Below are 16,193 nucleotides of genomic sequence, written 5' to 3' on the forward strand. Positions count from 1 at the left end.
TCGCAGGATGCGGCAAACAAAAGCAAATTAGAGCATCATCCGATTCACTATAATCGGATGATGCTCTAATCCCCCTCTTCCGGCGGACTGAATACCGACCATCCGGTGCGCCGCGCCAGCATTTCCAGCGCCTGCGTGCCAAGCTGACTATTGCCGCTGGCGTTAAGGCCCGGCGACCAGACCGCGATGGACGCACGGCCCGGCACGATGGCGAGGATGCCGCCACCCACGCCCGACTTGCCGGGAATACCGACGCGAAAGGCGAAGTCGCCCGACGCATCATAATGGCCGCAGGTCAGCATCAGCGCATTGATACGCCGCGCGCGGCTGGGCGACACCACCCTGCCCCCATCGGGATGCCGCCCGTCCAGCATCAGATAGCGCCCGGCGAGCGCCAGTTGCCGACAGCTCATCTCGATCGCGCACTGGTGGAAATAGCTGCCCAGCACCAGGTCGACCGGATGCCGCACATTGCCGAAAGCGCGCATATAATTGGCGAGCGCCATATTGCGAAAGCCGGTCGCCGTTTCGGACGTGGCGACATCCTCATTGATGATGATATCGTCTTCACCGGTCAGATAGCGGACGAAGCGCAGCATTTCGCCGATCGCCACGCGCGGCTGATGCCCGCCCAGATTGACGTCCGACACGACGATCGCACCTGCATTGATGAACGGATTGCGCGGGATGCCCTGCTCCTGTTCCAACTGCACGATCGAGTTGAAGGCATTGCCCGAAGGCTCCCGCCCGACCCGATCCCATAGCTGATCGCCGACCTTGCCCAGCGCCAGCGTGAGGGCGAACACCTTCGATATCGACTGGATCGAAAAGCCGGAGTCCGCATCGCCCCCGGTCCGCACCCGCCCGTCGGCCGTCGCGATGGCGATGCCGAATTGCGCGGCATCGACCTTGGCCAGTTCGGGGATGTAGCTTGCGACTTGCCCGCGATCCTCGGCGGATGCCATGGTGGCGACGATGTCAGTGAGCAGGTCGGAAAGATCTATGGCCATGACATGGCTTTAGCCCAAGCCGGCGCCTTTAGGACAGAGGCAGAAAATGTGCCCGATGATGTGAATCTATGGCTCTGCGTACCCCGGCGCAGGCCGCGCTCCAATTCAGGGCGAGGGACTGGACCCCGGCCTGCGCCGGGGAACAACTTCCCACCATCAGCCAAATTTTATGTCCTGGCATCAGTGCAAGCCGCGATTGACCTGCCCGATCCGTGCCCGCACTTCGCGCAGCAGGGCGTCGAAGGACGACACTTGATGCGCACCATGACGCTCTGCCGTGATATCGACATTGCCCTTCCGCCAATAGCCATCCGGACAGAAGATGATGAGCTTCCCCGATCGGGCATGCAGGCCCATTTCGAGCAGGCTGACCGGGCTTTGCGATCCCGGCGCGAAATAGAGGATGATGATATCCGCACTGTCCAGTGCGGCCAGTTCCCATTCCACCTGTTCGCGAAAATTGGGGTCGCTGGCCTCCGGCTTCCAGGCCGGGTTCCAGTCGGGACGGCGGGGATTGAGGATGGCGACCCGCTCATCCGCCAGCGCGGCGATCATGTCGCGTTGCCAGTCGGTCGCTTTCCCCATGTCGATGCTGCCGCCCAGAAACAGGCGGGCGCGGTCATGCGCGGCAGGCAAAGGCCGGGGCGAGGTGATCGTTACCGCGTCGGCTGCCTGCGCGGCCATGGGCGTTGCCAGCAGCAGCGATGTCAGAAACAGGCGCAGCATGGCGGCAGGCGGCGTTCCTTGAAACGCCGCCCTTTCCTTTATGCCGCGACGCTGGCCAACGCAGCCTTGACCGCGTCGATCGCGGCCTGCGCCTTGTCGCCGTCGGGACCACCGCCCTGTGCCATATCGGGACGGCCGCCGCCGCCCTTGCCACCCAGCGCTTCCACGCCGACACGGACCAGATCGACCGCGCTGATGCTGGCGACGAGGTCGTCGGTCACGCCGACCGCGATGGTGGCGCGGCCTTCGACCACGGCCAGCACGGCGGACACGCCGCTGCCCAAAGTCTTCTTGTTGCCGTCCACGATGCCGCGCAATTCCTTGGGATCCAGGCCGTCGATAACCTGGCCAAGGAAATCGACAGTGCCGACCTGTTCAGGGCCAGCCGCTGTCGCCGCGCCACCGCCGCCCAGCGCCAGCGCCTTCTTGGCGTCAGCCAATTCGCGTTCCAGCTTGCGGCTCTGTTCGACCAGCGCGACGATGCGAGCGGGTACCTCATCGGGCGACGTCTTGAGCGCAGCAGCCGTCTGACGAAGCTTGTCGTCACGGTCGATCAGCCACAGGCGCGCGGCTTCGCCGGTCAGCGCCTCGATCCGGCGGACGCCGCTGGACACGGCGCTTTCCGCCACGATCTTGAGCAGGGCGATGTCGCCAGTGGCGCGGACATGGGTGCCGCCGCACAGTTCGACCGAATAGCTGTTGCCGCCCGGTTCGCCCGGCAGGCCCATCGACAGGACGCGCACTTCGTCGCCATATTTTTCGCCGAACAACGCCATGGCGCCCGCCGCGATGGCATCGTCCGGGGTCATGAGGCGGGTCGTGACCTCCTCATTATGGCGGATCTGCGCGTTCACATCGGCCTCGACCTTAGCGATCTGCGCGTGGGTCAGCGCTTCTGGATGCGAGAAGTCGAAGCGCAAGCGCTCGGCTGCGACCATGCTGCCCTTCTGCGTCACATGCCCGCCCAATTCCTTGCGGAGTGCAGCATGCAGCAAATGGGTGGCGCTATGGTTGGCGCGGATGCGGTCGCGGCGTTCGACGTCCACGGTCAGGTTGACGGTATCGCCGACCTTGACGCTGCCCGCGTCGATCACGGCCTGATGCGCATGGAGACGACCGAGCGGCTTGGACGTGTCGGCCACTTGCGCCATCAGGCCGCCGAGCGAACCGATGGTGCCGGCGTCGCCATTCTGGCCGCCGCTTTCGCCGTAGAAGGGCGTCTGGTTAGTGATGATCGCCACGCTATCGCCAACGGTGGCGCTATCGACGCGCACGCCATCCTTGACGATGGCCAGCACTTCGCCCTCGCCTTTGGTGGACGCGTAACCGACAAATTCGGTGCTGCCGAGCGTTTCGGCGATGTCGTACCAGATTTCGTCCGACGCCTTTTCGCCCGACCCCTTCCACGCGGCGCGGGCGGCGGCCTTCTGCTCCGCCATGGCCGCGTCGAAACCGGCACGATCGACGGACAGGCCCTGCGTGCGCAGCGCGTCCTCGGTCAGGTCATAGGGGAAACCGTAGGTGTCGTAGAGCTTGAACGCGGTTTCGCCCGGCAGGGTCGCGCCTTCGCCCAGGTCGGCGGTGGCTTCGTCCAGCAGGCGCAGGCCGTTTTCCAGCGTCTTGCGGAAACGGGTTTCTTCGCGGAGCAGCGTTTCCTCGATCAGCGGCTGGGCGCGGACCAGTTCGGGGAAGGCCCCGCCCATTTCCGACACGAGGCTGGACACCAGACGATACATCAGAGGGTCTTTCGCGCCGATGATATGGGCGTGGCGCATGGCGCGGCGCATGATACGGCGCAGCACATAGCCACGGCCTTCATTAGCGGGCAGCACGCCGTCCGCGATCAGGAAGCTCGTCGAACGCAGATGATCGGCGATGACGCGGTGGCTGGCCTGGAACTCGCCATCGGTGGCGGTCTTCGTCAGCGCGGCGGAATCCTCGATCAGTGCCTTGAACGTGTCGGTGTCGTAATTGTTGTGGACGCCCTGCATGACGGCCGCGATGCGCTCCAGCCCCATGCCGGTGTCGATCGACGGCTTGGGCAGTTCCGAAACGATCTCGTTGGCTTCCTGCTCATATTGCATGAAGACGAGGTTCCAGATTTCGACGAAGCGATCGCCATCCTCCTCCGGCGAACCGGGAGGGCCGCCCCAGATATGGTCGCCATGGTCGTAGAAGATTTCCGAGCAGGGACCGCACGGGCCGCTGTCGCCCATGGCCCAGAAATTATCCTTGGTCGGAATGCGGATGATCCGGTGATCCGGCAGGCCCGCAATCTTCTTCCACAGATCGAACGCTTCGTCGTCCGTGTGATAGACGGTCGCGGTCAGCTTGTCCGCAGGCAGGCCCCATTCCTTGGTCAGCAGGGTCCAGGCATGAGTGATCGCCTGTTCCTTGAAATAATCGCCGAAGCTGAAATTGCCCAGCATTTCGAAGAAAGTATGGTGGCGCGCCGTGTAGCCGACATTGTCGAGATCATTATGCTTGCCACCGGCGCGGACCGACTTCTGGCTCGACGTCGCGGTCTTGTACGGGCGCGTTTCCAGACCCGTGAAGACATTCTTGAACGGAACCATGCCGGCGTTCACGAACATCAAGGTCGGGTCGTTGTGCGGCACCAGCGGCGCGGACGGAACGATGGTGTGGCCGTTGGCCCCGAAATAGTCGAGGAAAGAGCGGCGAATGTCGTTGGTCGAGGTCATGCGCGCGATTTAGTGGGAAGCGGCCCGCCGCACAAGCGGGGGATTTGGTCGCGATGCAACATCCGTCATCCGATCGGTTCTCCAATCGACGCTGGCGGTTTCGAGAACCATTGCGGTCCCTGCGCGGTCATGTGGAAGCAGTCTTCCATCCGCACGCCCATGACGCCGGGCAAATAGAGGCCGGGTTCGTTGGAAAAGCACATGCCCAGGTCCAGCTTCGTGGCTTCGCCATGGACCAGGTTGACCGGCTCATGCCCCTCCATGCCGATGCCATGGCCGGTGCGGTGGGAGAGGCCGGGCAGCGCGTAGCCGGGGCCGTAGCCCTGCTTTTCATACCAGCCGCGCACCGCATCATCGACCGAACCGGCAGGCGCGCCCAGTTTCGCGGCGGCGAAGGCAATGCTCTGGCCATGGGACACATCGCTCCACACCTTGCGCTGTTGCGCGGTGGGGGTTGCGCCATGCACCCAACTGCGGCTGATGTCGGACTGATAATCCTCCACCGTGCAGCCGCAGTCCATCAGCACGACTTCGCCCGCTTTCACCGCCTGCGGCTTGCCCGAACCGTGCGGATAGGCGGCCGCTTCGCCCAGCAGGATCAGGTTGAATTCCACCTGCCCGCCCAGTTGCTTCGTCGCCGCGCTCATCAGCGCGCCGATATCGGCGGGGGTCATGCCAGCCTTCACCTGGGGATAGGTCCAGTGATAGGCGGCCATGGTGACGTCCGACGCCACCTGCATCAGGGCGATTTCCGCCGCCGTCTTGCGCATGCGGATGGCGCGGGTGACGGGATCTTTGACGAGGGTTGCGGCGGGCAGCGCGGCCTTAAGGCCGTCGACCGCGAAATAGCGGACCGTTTCCTCGATGCCGATGCGCCCCTTGGCCAAACCCTTGGCGGTCAGGAAATCGGCGATCGGGGCATAGGGGCTTTCATGCTCCTGCCAGACGCGAACCTCTGCCGAGATGGCGAGCGATTCGTCGATCGAAGGTTTCTCGAAAAAGGGGCAGACGACCAGCGGCGCGCCGGTCGCCGGGATGACCAAAGCAGTCAGCCGCTCACTGCGGTGCCAGCGGATGCCGCTATAATAAATGAGGCTGGCGCCCGGTTCGATCAGCAGCGCGTCGATGCCCTGCGCCTGCATCATCTGCTGCGCGCGAGCGAGACGGTCGGCGCGCTCGGCCTTGCCGATGGGCGTTACGCCGCCGGTCAGGGATTTGAGCGCCTCGGCCGCTTTTTCCTGTGCGAAGAGGCGCGGGGCGACTAGCGATGTGGCGATCCCGGCGGCGGCGTAGCGCAGCAATGTGCGGCGGTCAGGCGTAGGCATATTTGCCTCCCGTCTTGAGAGCAGCCTGATAAGCGGGCCGCGCATGCATTTCGTTCAGCCAGCGAAGAATGTTCGGGCGCGATTGGTCAAGGCCGCCACGGGCGCGGGATGCCTCCAGCGGGAAACTCATCATCATGTCGGCAGCGGTGAAGACGTCGCCCGCAAAATAGGGACGCCCAGCCAGTTCGCTTTCCAGCCAGTCGAGATGATCGTCCAGCATGCGCTGCACCGTCGGGCGTGCGGGACGGCCGAGCAGGCCCAGCTTGCCGATGATGAGCAACGCCAGCAGCGGCGGCATCATCGACCCTTCGGCATAATGGAGAAACTGGCGGTAGAGGATCGCACCCGGCGCATCGGCGGGCGGGCCGAAACGGTTGCCGGACCGGGCGACCAGATAGTCCATGATCGCGCCGGTTTCGATCAGGCGGTGGCCGTCCACCTCCACCACCGGCGACCGTCCGAGCGGGTGGACCGCGCGCAGGCTTTCGGGCGCGCGCATCGTCTTGCGGTCGCGCTCGTAGCGGCGAACCTCATAGGGTTCGCCCAGTTCCTCCAGCAACCAGAGGATGCGTTGCGACCGGCTGTTGTTGAGGTGATGGACGATAATGGTCATGGCGTGGCCTTCCATGGATGGAATGACCACGGCCTATCCCAGTGAAGGAGAGAAGCCAATATGCCGTTCCCCGGCGAAGGCTGGGGTCCAGGGCGCCGGACGCATCGCCAAGAACGCTGGACCCCGGCCTTCGCCGGGGAACAATGTTGTGGTGTGCCCCTACGCGACTTCCAGCGCCTCCGCCTTCTGTTCCGCGCGGAAGGCATGGAGCAAAGGTTCGGTATAACCGCTGGGCTGCTCGACCCCTTCGAACACCAGCGCGCGGGCGGCCAGATAAGCCAGGCTTTCCGCTTCCCGGCCGCTCATCGGCTGGTAGAGCGGATCGCCTGCATTCTGCGCATCGACCTTGGCCGCCATCCGCTCCAGCGCGGCATCGACCTGATCGGCGGTGCAGACGCCATGCAGCAGCCAGTTGGCCATATGTTGCGAGGAAATGCGCAGCGTCGCGCGATCCTCCATCAGGCCGATGTCGTGGATGTCGGGCACCTTCGAGCAACCGACGCCCAAATCGACCCAACGGACGACATAGCCCAATATGCCCTGCGCATTATTGTCCAGTTCCTGCGCGATTTCCTCTTCGGAGAAATTGCGGCCGACCGCGACGGGAATGGTCAGCAGCTTTTCCAGCGGGGCGATACCCTCCGCCGCCCGCTCCGCCTGACGGGCGAAAACGTCGATGCGATGATAGTGCGTTGCGTGCAAGGTCGCGGCGGTGGGCGACGGCACCCAGGCGGTGTTCGCGCCGCTGTTCGGGTGGCCGACCTTCTGTTCCAGCATGTCGGCCATACGATCAGGCGCGGCCCACATGCCCTTGCCGATCTGCGCCCGGCCCGACAGGCCGCAGGACAGGCCGATCTGGACATTGCGATCCTCATAGGCGGTAATCCAGTCGCTCGATTTCATCTCGCCCTTGCGGATCATCGGCCCGGCCTGCATCGACGTGTGCATCTCATCCCCCGTCCGATCGAGGAAACCGGTGTTGATGAAGACGATGCGATCCCGAACCGCTTCGATACAGGCGGCAAGGTTCGCCGACGTGCGGCGTTCTTCATCCATCACACCGACCTTGATCGTGTGGCGGGCCAGGCCCAGCATATCCTCGATTCCGTCGAACAGGCTGTTGGTGAAGGCGGCTTCTTCCGGTCCGTGCATCTTGGGCTTGACGATGTAGACGCTGCCGGCGCGACTGTTGCCGCCCTCCTTCGCCAGATCATGCAGCGCGATCAGGCTGGTGACGATGCCGTCCAATATGCCTTCGGGCGCCTCTTCGCCATTGGGCATGCGGATGGCTGGATTGGTCATCAGATGGCCGACATTGCGGACGAACAACAAGCTGCGCCCCGGCAGGGTGAAGCTGCCGCCGTCTGGCGCGGTGTAGGCGCGGTCGGCGTTGAGCGCGCGCGTCATGGTCGCCCCGCCCTTCTCGAACGTTTCGGTCAGGTCGCCCTGCATCAGGCCCAGCCAGTTGGCATAGGCGGCAACCTTGTCCGCCGCATCGACGGCGGCAACGCTGTCCTCCAGATCGCAAATGGCAGTCAGCGCGGATTCCAGGATGACGTCGGATATGCCGGCGGGATCGGTCGCGCCGATCGGGTGCGACGCGTCGAAGACGATTTCGATATGCAGGCCGTTGTGGCGGAACAGCTTACCCTTTTCGCTCGTGCCGACATATTGCGACGGGTCGGCCAGGACGATGTCGTCGCTCGCCAGATCGGCCCAGCTGCCGTCCGCCAGCGGGATGGCGTCGTCCAGAAACGCTTTCGCCCAGCCGATGACCTGCGCGCCGCGCCCGGCATCATAGCCCTTGCCCGACGCCGCGCCGGGGATCGCATCGGTGCCGTAAAGCGCGTCATAGAGGCTGCCCCACCGCGCATTGGCGGCGTTCAGCAGGAAGCGCGCGTTGAGAATCGGGACGACCAGTTGCGGACCGGCCAGACGGCCGACCTCCTCATCGACATTCTCGCTGCCGATAGTGAAGGGCGCAGGCTCGGGGACCAAATAGCCGATCTCGCGCAGGAAAGCCTGATAGGCGTGCGCGTCATGCGGCTGGCCCCGGCGCTGTTCGTGCCAGCTGTCGATCTGCGCCTGCAACATATCGCGCTTGCGCAGCAGGGCGGCATTGTCCGGCGTGAAGCGCGCGAAGATATCAGCAACGCCGGCCCAGAAGGTGTCGGGCGCAATCCCGGTGCCGGGCAGCGCGCGGCTGTCGATGAAGTCGGCCAGTTCCTGCGCGACCTGAAGGCCGGCTTTTTCGATCATGCGGTCGGCCATGAGTCCACTCCTTGATTACCCGCCTTTTAGACCTTTCATATTATGCCGTGTAGACGCTATTATACGAATATAGTCATTCCTGTGGTGAACGAATATGATGGACCCCGATCATGAACTGTTCGTGACCGTCGTGGACGAAGGCGGTCTGGCGGCGGCCGGTCGGCGGCTGCATATATCCCCGGCGATGATGTCCAAGCGACTGGCGCGGCTGGAGGAGCGGCTGGGCGCGCGGCTGCTCCATCGCACTACGCGGCGGCTGGCGCTGACCCCGGCAGGCGAGCGGCTGCATGCCGACCTGCGGGGCATATTGGCGGCGCTGGACGATGCCGAACGGCGCGTATCCGGCACCTCGGCGGTGGCATCCGGGCCACTGCGCATCACCGCGCCGACATCTTTCGGGCGCATGCATGTGGCACCCTATCTGCATCGGTTCATCGACGCACATCCCAAAGTGGAACTGAGCGTCGACCTGTCCGACGACTATGCCGACCTGATCGAAAGCCGTGCCGATCTGGCCATCCGCATCACCGCCGATCCGGGATCGGGCCTCATCGCCCGAAGGCTGGCGACCAACCGGCGTATTCTCTGCGCCGCACCCGCCTATCTGGCCCGGCATGGCACGCCTGCGACGATCGCCGACCTGAAAAGCCATCGGCTATTGGCAGCCGAAGGGCAGATGCCCTGGCGGCTGGTCGGACCGAAAAGACCGGTGCTGGTGGAGGGCCGCAGCCATGTGCGCACCAACAGCAGCGAGTTGGTGCGCGAACTGACGCTGGCGGGCGGCGGCATCGCTCTGCGGTCGCTATGGGATATCAGCACCGCGCTGGAACGGGGCGAGGTCCGCCAAATACTGCCCGATCATGAAGGGTCCGCCGACGTCGGCCTGTTCGCGGTACAATTGCCGCAGCCCAATCCGCCTTTGGCCATCACCGCCTTCGTCGATTTTCTTGTTACACTTTATGTCCCGACGCCCCCATGGGAACGCGCTGGGTTGCTCTAGCGGAACCGAGGCTCTAAGGCCCCGGCCATGGACGATAACACCCGCCGCGCCGCCCTTGACTATCACCGCTTTCCCCAGCCTGGTAAGCTCCGCATAGAGCCGACCAAGCGCATGGTGAATCAGCGCGACCTTGCACTGGCTTATTCGCCAGGCGTGGCCGCGCCCTGCGTGGAGATCGCTGCCGATCCCGACAAGGCGATGGACTATACCGCGCGCGGCAATCTGGTTGCCGTCATCTCCAACGGCACCGCCGTGCTGGGCCTGGGCGCGATCGGTGCCCTCGCCTCCAAGCCGGTGATGGAAGGCAAGGCCGTCCTCTTCAAGAAATTCGCCGACATCGACGTGTTCGATATCGAAGTGGACACGACCGATACGGACGCCTTCGTCGAAGCCGTCGCCCTGCTGGAGCCGACATTCGGCGGCATCAATCTGGAAGACATCAAGGCGCCTGAGTGCTTCGAGATCGAGCGCCGCCTGAAGGAACGGATGAATATTCCGGTCTTCCATGACGATCAGCATGGCACCGCCATCGTCGTCGCCGCCGCCGTGCGCAACGCGCTGGTGCTGCAGGGCAAGACGCTGGCCGATGCAAAGCTGGTGACGTCGGGCGCGGGCGCCGCTGCGCTCGCCTGCGTCGACCTGCTCGTGTCGATGGGCCTGCCGATCGAAAATGTGACGATGACCGACAAGGATGGCGTCATCCATTCGGGTCGCGAAGGCATGCTGCCCAACATGGCGCGCTACGCCCGCAACACCAACGCCCGCACCCTGCCCGACGTGCTGCCGGGCGCGAACCTGTTCTTAGGGTTGTCCGCGCCGGGCGTGCTGAAGGCCGAATGGCTGCCGCTGATGGCGCCCAATCCGCTGATCTTCGCGCTCGCCAATCCGGAGCCGGAAATCCGCCCCGAAGCCGCGCGCGAAGTACGCCCGGACGCGATCATCGCCACCGGCCGGTCGGACTATCCCAACCAGGTCAATAACGTCCTGTGCTTCCCCTATATCTTCCGTGGCGCGCTGGACGTGGGCGCGACGCAGATCAACGAAGCGATGAAGGTCGCCGCCGCCGATGCGATCGCCGCCCTCGCCCGCATGCCCGCGCATGACAGCGTGGCGCAGGCCTATGGCGGTCGCAAGCTGGTGTTCGGCGCCGACTATATCATCCCCACCCCGTTCGACCCGCGCCTGATCGGTGAGATCGCAGTGGCCGTCGCCCGCGCGGCGATGGACAGCGGCGTCGCCAAGAAGACGCTGGACCTGGACGAATATAAGCGCAGCCTGTCGCGTCAGGCGACGCGATCGGGCCAGTTGATGCTGCCGGTGTTCGAGGCCGCGCGCGGCAGCGGCGTCCGCATCGTCTATGGCGAAGGCGAGGATGAGCGCGTGCTGCGTGCCATTCGCGACGCGCTGGACGAAGGCATCGTGCGCCCCACCGTCGTCGCGCGCCGTCGCATCCTGGAACAGAAGCTGCCCGAACTGGGTCTGGGCTTCGAACTGGACCGCGACGTCGATATCGTCGATCCCGAAACCGATCATCTGGTGATGGGCGAACTGGTCGAGGCCTATCGCGCGGTCGCATCGCGCCGGGGCGTGCCCGCCGATGAAATATTGCGCCATGTCTATCGCCGGCCCACCATCACCGCCGCCATGCTGTTGCAGACCGGCCGGGTCGACGCCGCGCTGGTCGGCGGTCGGTCCGAATATTGGGGTCAGGTCGAACATGTGCTGCGCATCATAGACCGGGTGCCGGGCCATAGCCGCGTCTATGCGCTGTCGGGCCTGATCCTGGACGCCGGCGCGCTGTTCATCACCGACACCCATATGGTGCCGGACCCGACGCCGGAGCAGATTGCGGAAATGACGCTGGCGGCTGCGGCGGAACTCAAGCATTTCGGCCTGACGCCGCGCGCCGCGCTGCTCTCTCACTCCAATTTCGGCGCCTCGCACACCGACAGCGCGCGCAAGATGCGCCGCGCCTTCAAGATCGTGCGCGATGCCGCCCCCGACCTGGCGGTGGATGGCGAAATGCATGCTGATGCGGCGCTCAGCCAGTCGCTGCGCGAGCGGTTGATCCCGGATTCGCGGTTCGAGGGCCCGGCCAATCTGCTGGTCATGCCCAATCTGGACGCAGCCAACATCACGCTGACCGCGCTGGCGGCCTCCTCCAGCTCGCCCACGGTCGGGCCGATGCTGATGGGCCTGAGCAAGCCGATCCATGTGCTGACGCCCGGCGTCACGTCGCGCGGCATCCTAAACCTCACTGCGATCGCGGCGGCCGAAGTGGCGCGGGAAGGCTGAATTTAACCTTCTGCGCCTATGCTGCCGCTGAAATGGAGGCAATGGGACGAAGATGGCGGGCTTCCTGAAAAGGTTCGGACCGACGCTGGCGATCGGCGGCGTTGTGGCGCTTACGGCGCTGGTGGTCGCCGTCTCGATCGACCGGCAGGCGTTCGAGGGCAAGGCAGCGCCTGAAACGGCGGCGGCAGACAATGCCGCCTCCCCGCCCGCTCCGCCCCCTGTCCCGGCCAAGCCCGCAGAGTTGCGCAGCGATCAGGGTATGACAGTCGATCCCAATGCCCTGCGCGTGAAGCGGGTGCTGAAGATCGACGGGCCGTTCCGCCATGGCGACTTTGCCTGGGACGAGAAAGGCGCACCGACCACGGGCCGCGTCATCGTGACCGTCGATCTGCGCGCGCAAACCTTGTCGGTGTTCCGCGACGGCTATGAAATCGGCGCGGCGGTCATCCTCTACGGCGCGACCGACAAGCCCAGCCCCAAGGGCGCCTTCCCAATCACGCAGAAGATCGCGGACTATTATTCGCGCACCTACGACAATGCGCCCATGCCCTTCGCTCAGCGGCTGACCAGCGACGGCGTCTTCATCCATGGCAGCGACGTGCAATGGGGCCGGGGCACTCACGGCTGCATCGGCGTGCCAAAGGCTTTTGCGGAAAAGCTGTTCGGCGTGACCAAGGTGGGCGACCTGGTGGTGATAACCGATGGCAAGATGCTCGACGTCAGCAAGGCGCAGGTCGGCTGACCTCCCTTATTGCGGCGCACCTTATTGCGGCGCATCTTCGATCGCCGGCTTGTGCCCGGCCGTGAGCGCACTCCCGCCCGACGCCGCCATGATGCACAGGACGGCGATCCACTGAAGCAGCGTCAGTCGCTCGTCCAGCAGGACAAAGCCGATCACCGCCCCTACGGCCGGCGCGGAACTGACCATCAGGCCGAAAACCGGGGCCGGCAATCGCCGCATCGCTTCCATATCCAGCGAATAGGGCAAGGCGCTCGACAGAAAAGCGATCGCCATGCCCAACAACAGCACATGGGCGCTGAATAGCGCCGCCGTCTGATGGGCGACACCCACGGGCAGGATCAGGATCGCCGCAATCACCATGCCCCAGGCGACCGCGTCTCCGCCCAAGGCGCCGGAAACGCGCTTGCCGGTCAGGATATAGGTGGCCCAGCAGGCCGCCGCCGCCAGGGCAAAGCCGACCCCCAGCGGATCGAGCGCGGCATCGCTGCGTACGGGCAACAGCAGCAGCAACCCGCCTACCGCCGCCGCCAGCCACAGAAAATCACGCGGCCGGCGCGATCCGAACAGGACGACCGCCAGCGGCCCGATCACTTCGATCGCAATGGCGATGCCGATCGGGATGCGGGCGAACGCCTGATAGATGAGGATATTCATGAGCCCCAGCACGGCACCGTAGGCGATGAGCGGCCAAAGCAATGCAGACGGCACCGCGCGCCGCCAAGGCCGACGGAATAGCAACAGCAGGATCGCACCCAGCCCCACCCGCAAGCTGGTGATGCCATAGGCACCGACCAGCGGAAAAAGGGTCTTGGCGATGGCGGCACCAAGCGTAACCGAAGTCAGCGACGCCAGCACGGCGCCCGCCCCGATAATGACCGCCCGACCATCCTGCGCGATTTTCTCTGTCATGGCGGGCGCTATAGCCGATCGATGCGCATGGCTAAACGCAATTGATTGCAGCGTTCGTCACCGCAAGTGCAATAATCTCATACGAATGCAGGGTTGACCAACGCTGTCATCAGGCCCATTTGCGGGACTTCCGTATCTTTTTGCAACGCAGCATGGAGCTTGCCATGGGCATCCGTCCCCAGACCGCGCATCCTGCGCTCGTCCTGTTTGCCCTGTCGGTGGGTGCCTTTGCGATCGGCACCACCGAATTTGCGGCGATGAGCCTGCTGCCTTTCTTTGCCCGCGACCTAGGCATCGATATCACCACCGCCGGCCATGCGATCAGCGCCTATGCGCTGGGCGTAGTGGCTGGCGCGCCGGTGATCGCCGCCCTTGGTGCGCGCCTGCCGCGCCGGACGTTGCTGATCGGCCTGATGGCGATGTTCGCCATCGCCAACGCGCTGTCCGCCATTTCGCCGACCTATCACTGGATGCTGCTGTTCCGTTTCTTGAGCGGCGTGCCGCATGGCGCCTATTTCGGCGTCGCCGCGCTGGTCGCCGCCAACCTGGTGCCGATCGAAAAGCGCACGCTGGCCATTGCCAAGGTGATGTCAGGCCTGACCGTCGCCACCGTATTGGGCGTACCGGTGGCCAATTGGGTGGGTCAGTCGCTGGGTTGGCGCTCGGGCTTTTTCGTCGTCGCGGCACTGGCCGTGGCGACCGTGACGCTGGTAGCACTCTACGCCCCGCGTGACGCCGGCGATGCCAAGGCCAGCCCGATGCGCGAACTGACCGCGCTTGGCAAAGGACAGGTATGGCTGACGCTGCTGACCGGTGCGATCGGTTTCGGTGGCCTGTTCGCTGTCTATACCTATGTCGCTTCCACCATGATGGAGGTCACCCATGTATCGGAAACCTATGTTCCGCTGATCCTGGCGATCTTCGGCGTCGGCATGACGCTAGGCAATCTGGTCATCGCCTGGCTGGCGGACAAGGCGCGCAACCGCACCGTCATCGGCGTATTGCTATGGAGTGCGGGGTCGCTGGCGCTGTTCCCGCTGATGGCCGGCAATATCTGGACGCTCAGCCTGATCGTGTTCCTGATCGGTATCGGCGGGGGCCTTGGTACGCCGTTGCAGGCCCGATTGATGGACGTGTCCGGTGACGCGCAGACCTTGGCTGCCGCGTTGCACCACAGCGCCTTCAACGTCGCCAATGCGATCGGCCCCTGGCTGGGCGGCCTGTCGATTGCGGCGGGCTATGGGCTGGTGTCGACCGGCTGGATCGGCGCCGCGCTGGCGCTAGGTGGCCTCGCCGTCTTCCTGCTGGCGATTACGCTGGAGCGACGATCGTCCGGCATGGTCCCCGCCGCCGCCGAATAAGCCGCTTTCCCCCTGCTCGCCCGCCCGATAAGGCGGAATCATGAACGATCAGGCGAGAGAAGCGAAACTGGCGGACGCCGCATTGGCGGCGCTGCGGCGCGGCGATATTCCGGTGGCGCTGGCGACGCTCCGTGAAATGACCGATCCGCCCGCGATGCTGATGGCGCAGGCATGCAACCGCAGCGGCGACCTGGATGGCGAGGCGGCGGCGCTGCGGCGCATGCTGGACGCCGACATGCGCAGCCTGCCCGCGCTGCTTGCCATGGGTCAGAACGCCCTGCGCCGGGGCGACGAACGCGGATCGACCAGCTGGTTCCAGACCGCCCTGGCGCAGGCTGCCGCAACCGGGGCGCCGCCCCAGCTGCAACCGTTGCTGCAACAGGCGCAGGCCAGCATCGCGCAATCGGGCCAGCGCTTCGAAAATCATCTGACCGCCGCGATCCGCGATTTGCCGCAGCTGCCCCGCATCTCCCATGCCACCGACCTGCTGCTCGGCAAGCGCACGCTCTATCTGCAACAGCCCAGCATGTTCTATTTCCCCGACCTGCCCCAGCGCGCCTTCTACGAACGCGCCGAGTTCGACTGGGTCGCACCGATGGAGGCGATGACCGACGCCATCATCGCGGAACTGGCAGCGGTGCGCACGCAGCAGGCGGACTTCGCCCCCTATGTACAAACCCCGACGGATCGCCCCGCGCCCAACAATCCTCTGCGCGACGATGACAGTTGGGGCGCGCTGTACTTTTGGCAGAACGGCGCCCCGGTCGAGGAGAATGCCCGGCGTTGCCCATCGGTCATGGCAGCTCTGGCACTGGCCCCCATGCCGGTCATCGCGGGACGATCGCCCTCCGCGCTCTGGTCCCTGCTCAAGCCCGGCACGCATATCCAGCCACATCATGGCCTGCTCAACACGCGCCTGATCTGTCACCTGCCGCTGCTGGTGCCGGACGACTGCGCGTTGCGCGTCGGCGCGGACACCCGCGCCTGGCGCAAGGGCGAGATGCTGCTGTTCGACGACAGTATCGAACATGAAGCCTGGAATCGGAGCACCGACACCCGCGTCGTCTTGCTGTTCGAAGTGTGGCGGCCGGAGATCGACGCGGAGGAACGGAAGGCACTAACCCGGCTGTTCCAGGCGATCGACCTTTTCGGCCCGGCACAGGTCGATACCGGCGGCTGAGCCTTTGCAGATGCGCGTAATGTCGTTATAGGCAAGCGCAACAATATAACAGGGGATGT

At 64.9% G+C, this 16,193-nt stretch carries 12 protein-coding genes; 5 read left to right on the forward strand and 7 right to left on the reverse strand.

Annotated elements, in window-relative coordinates; all coding sequences use genetic code 11:
• Nucleotides 1-65 precede the first annotated feature (65 nt).
• The 6 genes from F4U95_RS02325 to F4U95_RS02350 form a co-directional block, all read right to left on the reverse strand.
• Nucleotides 66-1,010: a glutaminase gene (locus F4U95_RS02325; RefSeq protein ID WP_170267466.1), complete on the reverse strand. Its 945-nt coding sequence runs from the start codon at nucleotides 1,008-1,010 to the stop codon at nucleotides 66-68.
• 180 nt (nucleotides 1,011-1,190) lie between these two features.
• A complete protein-coding gene (locus F4U95_RS02330) occupies nucleotides 1,191-1,736 on the reverse strand; it encodes a nucleoside 2-deoxyribosyltransferase domain-containing protein (protein ID WP_150424437.1) in 546 nt (181 codons plus the stop codon).
• Nucleotides 1,737-1,774: 38 nt separating this feature from the next.
• Nucleotides 1,775-4,438, reverse strand: coding sequence for an alanine--tRNA ligase (gene alaS / locus F4U95_RS02335; protein ID WP_150424438.1), 2,664 nt, complete (start codon nucleotides 4,436-4,438; stop codon nucleotides 1,775-1,777).
• A 65-nt stretch (nucleotides 4,439-4,503) separates the two neighbouring features.
• Nucleotides 4,504-5,763 carry a M24 family metallopeptidase gene (locus tag F4U95_RS02340; RefSeq protein ID WP_150424439.1) on the reverse strand — a complete coding sequence of 420 codons (1,260 nt, stop codon included), beginning with the start codon at nucleotides 5,761-5,763 and terminating at the stop codon, nucleotides 4,504-4,506.
• Nucleotides 5,750-6,376, reverse strand: a complete 627-nt coding sequence (locus tag F4U95_RS02345; RefSeq protein WP_150424440.1) for a glutathione S-transferase family protein — start codon at nucleotides 6,374-6,376, stop codon at nucleotides 5,750-5,752. The genes F4U95_RS02340 and F4U95_RS02345 overlap by 14 nt, the downstream gene beginning before the upstream one ends.
• A 159-nt stretch (nucleotides 6,377-6,535) precedes the next feature.
• Nucleotides 6,536-8,647: a malate synthase G gene (locus tag F4U95_RS02350; protein ID WP_150424441.1), complete on the reverse strand. Its 2,112-nt coding sequence runs from the start codon at nucleotides 8,645-8,647 to the stop codon at nucleotides 6,536-6,538.
• Between the two features lie 94 nt (nucleotides 8,648-8,741).
• Between F4U95_RS02350 and F4U95_RS02355 the strand changes: the two genes are divergently transcribed.
• Genes F4U95_RS02355 through F4U95_RS02365 form a run of 3 tightly spaced genes read left to right on the forward strand, consistent with a single transcriptional unit; the run spans nucleotide 8,742 to nucleotide 12,684 of the window.
• Nucleotides 8,742-9,647 carry a LysR family transcriptional regulator gene (locus tag F4U95_RS02355; RefSeq protein ID WP_150424442.1) on the forward strand — a complete coding sequence of 302 codons (906 nt, stop codon included), beginning with the start codon at nucleotides 8,742-8,744 and terminating at the stop codon, nucleotides 9,645-9,647.
• A 27-nt stretch (nucleotides 9,648-9,674) separates the two neighbouring features.
• Nucleotides 9,675-11,942: an NADP-dependent malic enzyme gene (locus tag F4U95_RS02360; RefSeq protein WP_150424443.1), complete on the forward strand. Its 2,268-nt coding sequence runs from the start codon at nucleotides 9,675-9,677 to the stop codon at nucleotides 11,940-11,942.
• A gap of 52 nt (nucleotides 11,943-11,994) precedes the next feature.
• Nucleotides 11,995-12,684 carry a L,D-transpeptidase family protein gene (locus F4U95_RS02365; RefSeq protein ID WP_211363930.1) on the forward strand — a complete coding sequence of 230 codons (690 nt, stop codon included), beginning with the start codon at nucleotides 11,995-11,997 and terminating at the stop codon, nucleotides 12,682-12,684.
• A gap of 21 nt (nucleotides 12,685-12,705) precedes the next feature.
• On the opposite strand, the gene F4U95_RS02370 is transcribed toward F4U95_RS02365, so the two are convergent.
• A complete protein-coding gene (locus F4U95_RS02370) occupies nucleotides 12,706-13,593 on the reverse strand; it encodes an EamA family transporter (RefSeq protein ID WP_150424444.1) in 888 nt (295 codons plus the stop codon).
• A 152-nt stretch (nucleotides 13,594-13,745) separates the two neighbouring features.
• Here F4U95_RS02370 and F4U95_RS02375 point away from each other — a divergent pair, with 152 nt between their 5' ends.
• Both F4U95_RS02375 and F4U95_RS02380 read left to right on the forward strand, forming a co-directional pair.
• Nucleotides 13,746-14,954, forward strand: coding sequence for an MFS transporter (locus tag F4U95_RS02375; protein ID WP_150424445.1), 1,209 nt, complete (start codon nucleotides 13,746-13,748; stop codon nucleotides 14,952-14,954).
• A 40-nt stretch (nucleotides 14,955-14,994) separates the two neighbouring features.
• Complete coding sequence (locus F4U95_RS02380; RefSeq protein ID WP_150424446.1) at nucleotides 14,995-16,134, forward strand: aspartyl/asparaginyl beta-hydroxylase domain-containing protein; 1,140 nt, start codon at nucleotides 14,995-14,997, stop codon at nucleotides 16,132-16,134.
• Nucleotides 16,135-16,193 lie beyond the last annotated feature (59 nt).

Origin of the sequence: Sphingobium limneticum (assembly GCF_008710165.1) — a bacterium.
Taxonomy (GTDB): domain Bacteria; phylum Pseudomonadota; class Alphaproteobacteria; order Sphingomonadales; family Sphingomonadaceae; genus Sphingobium; species Sphingobium limneticum.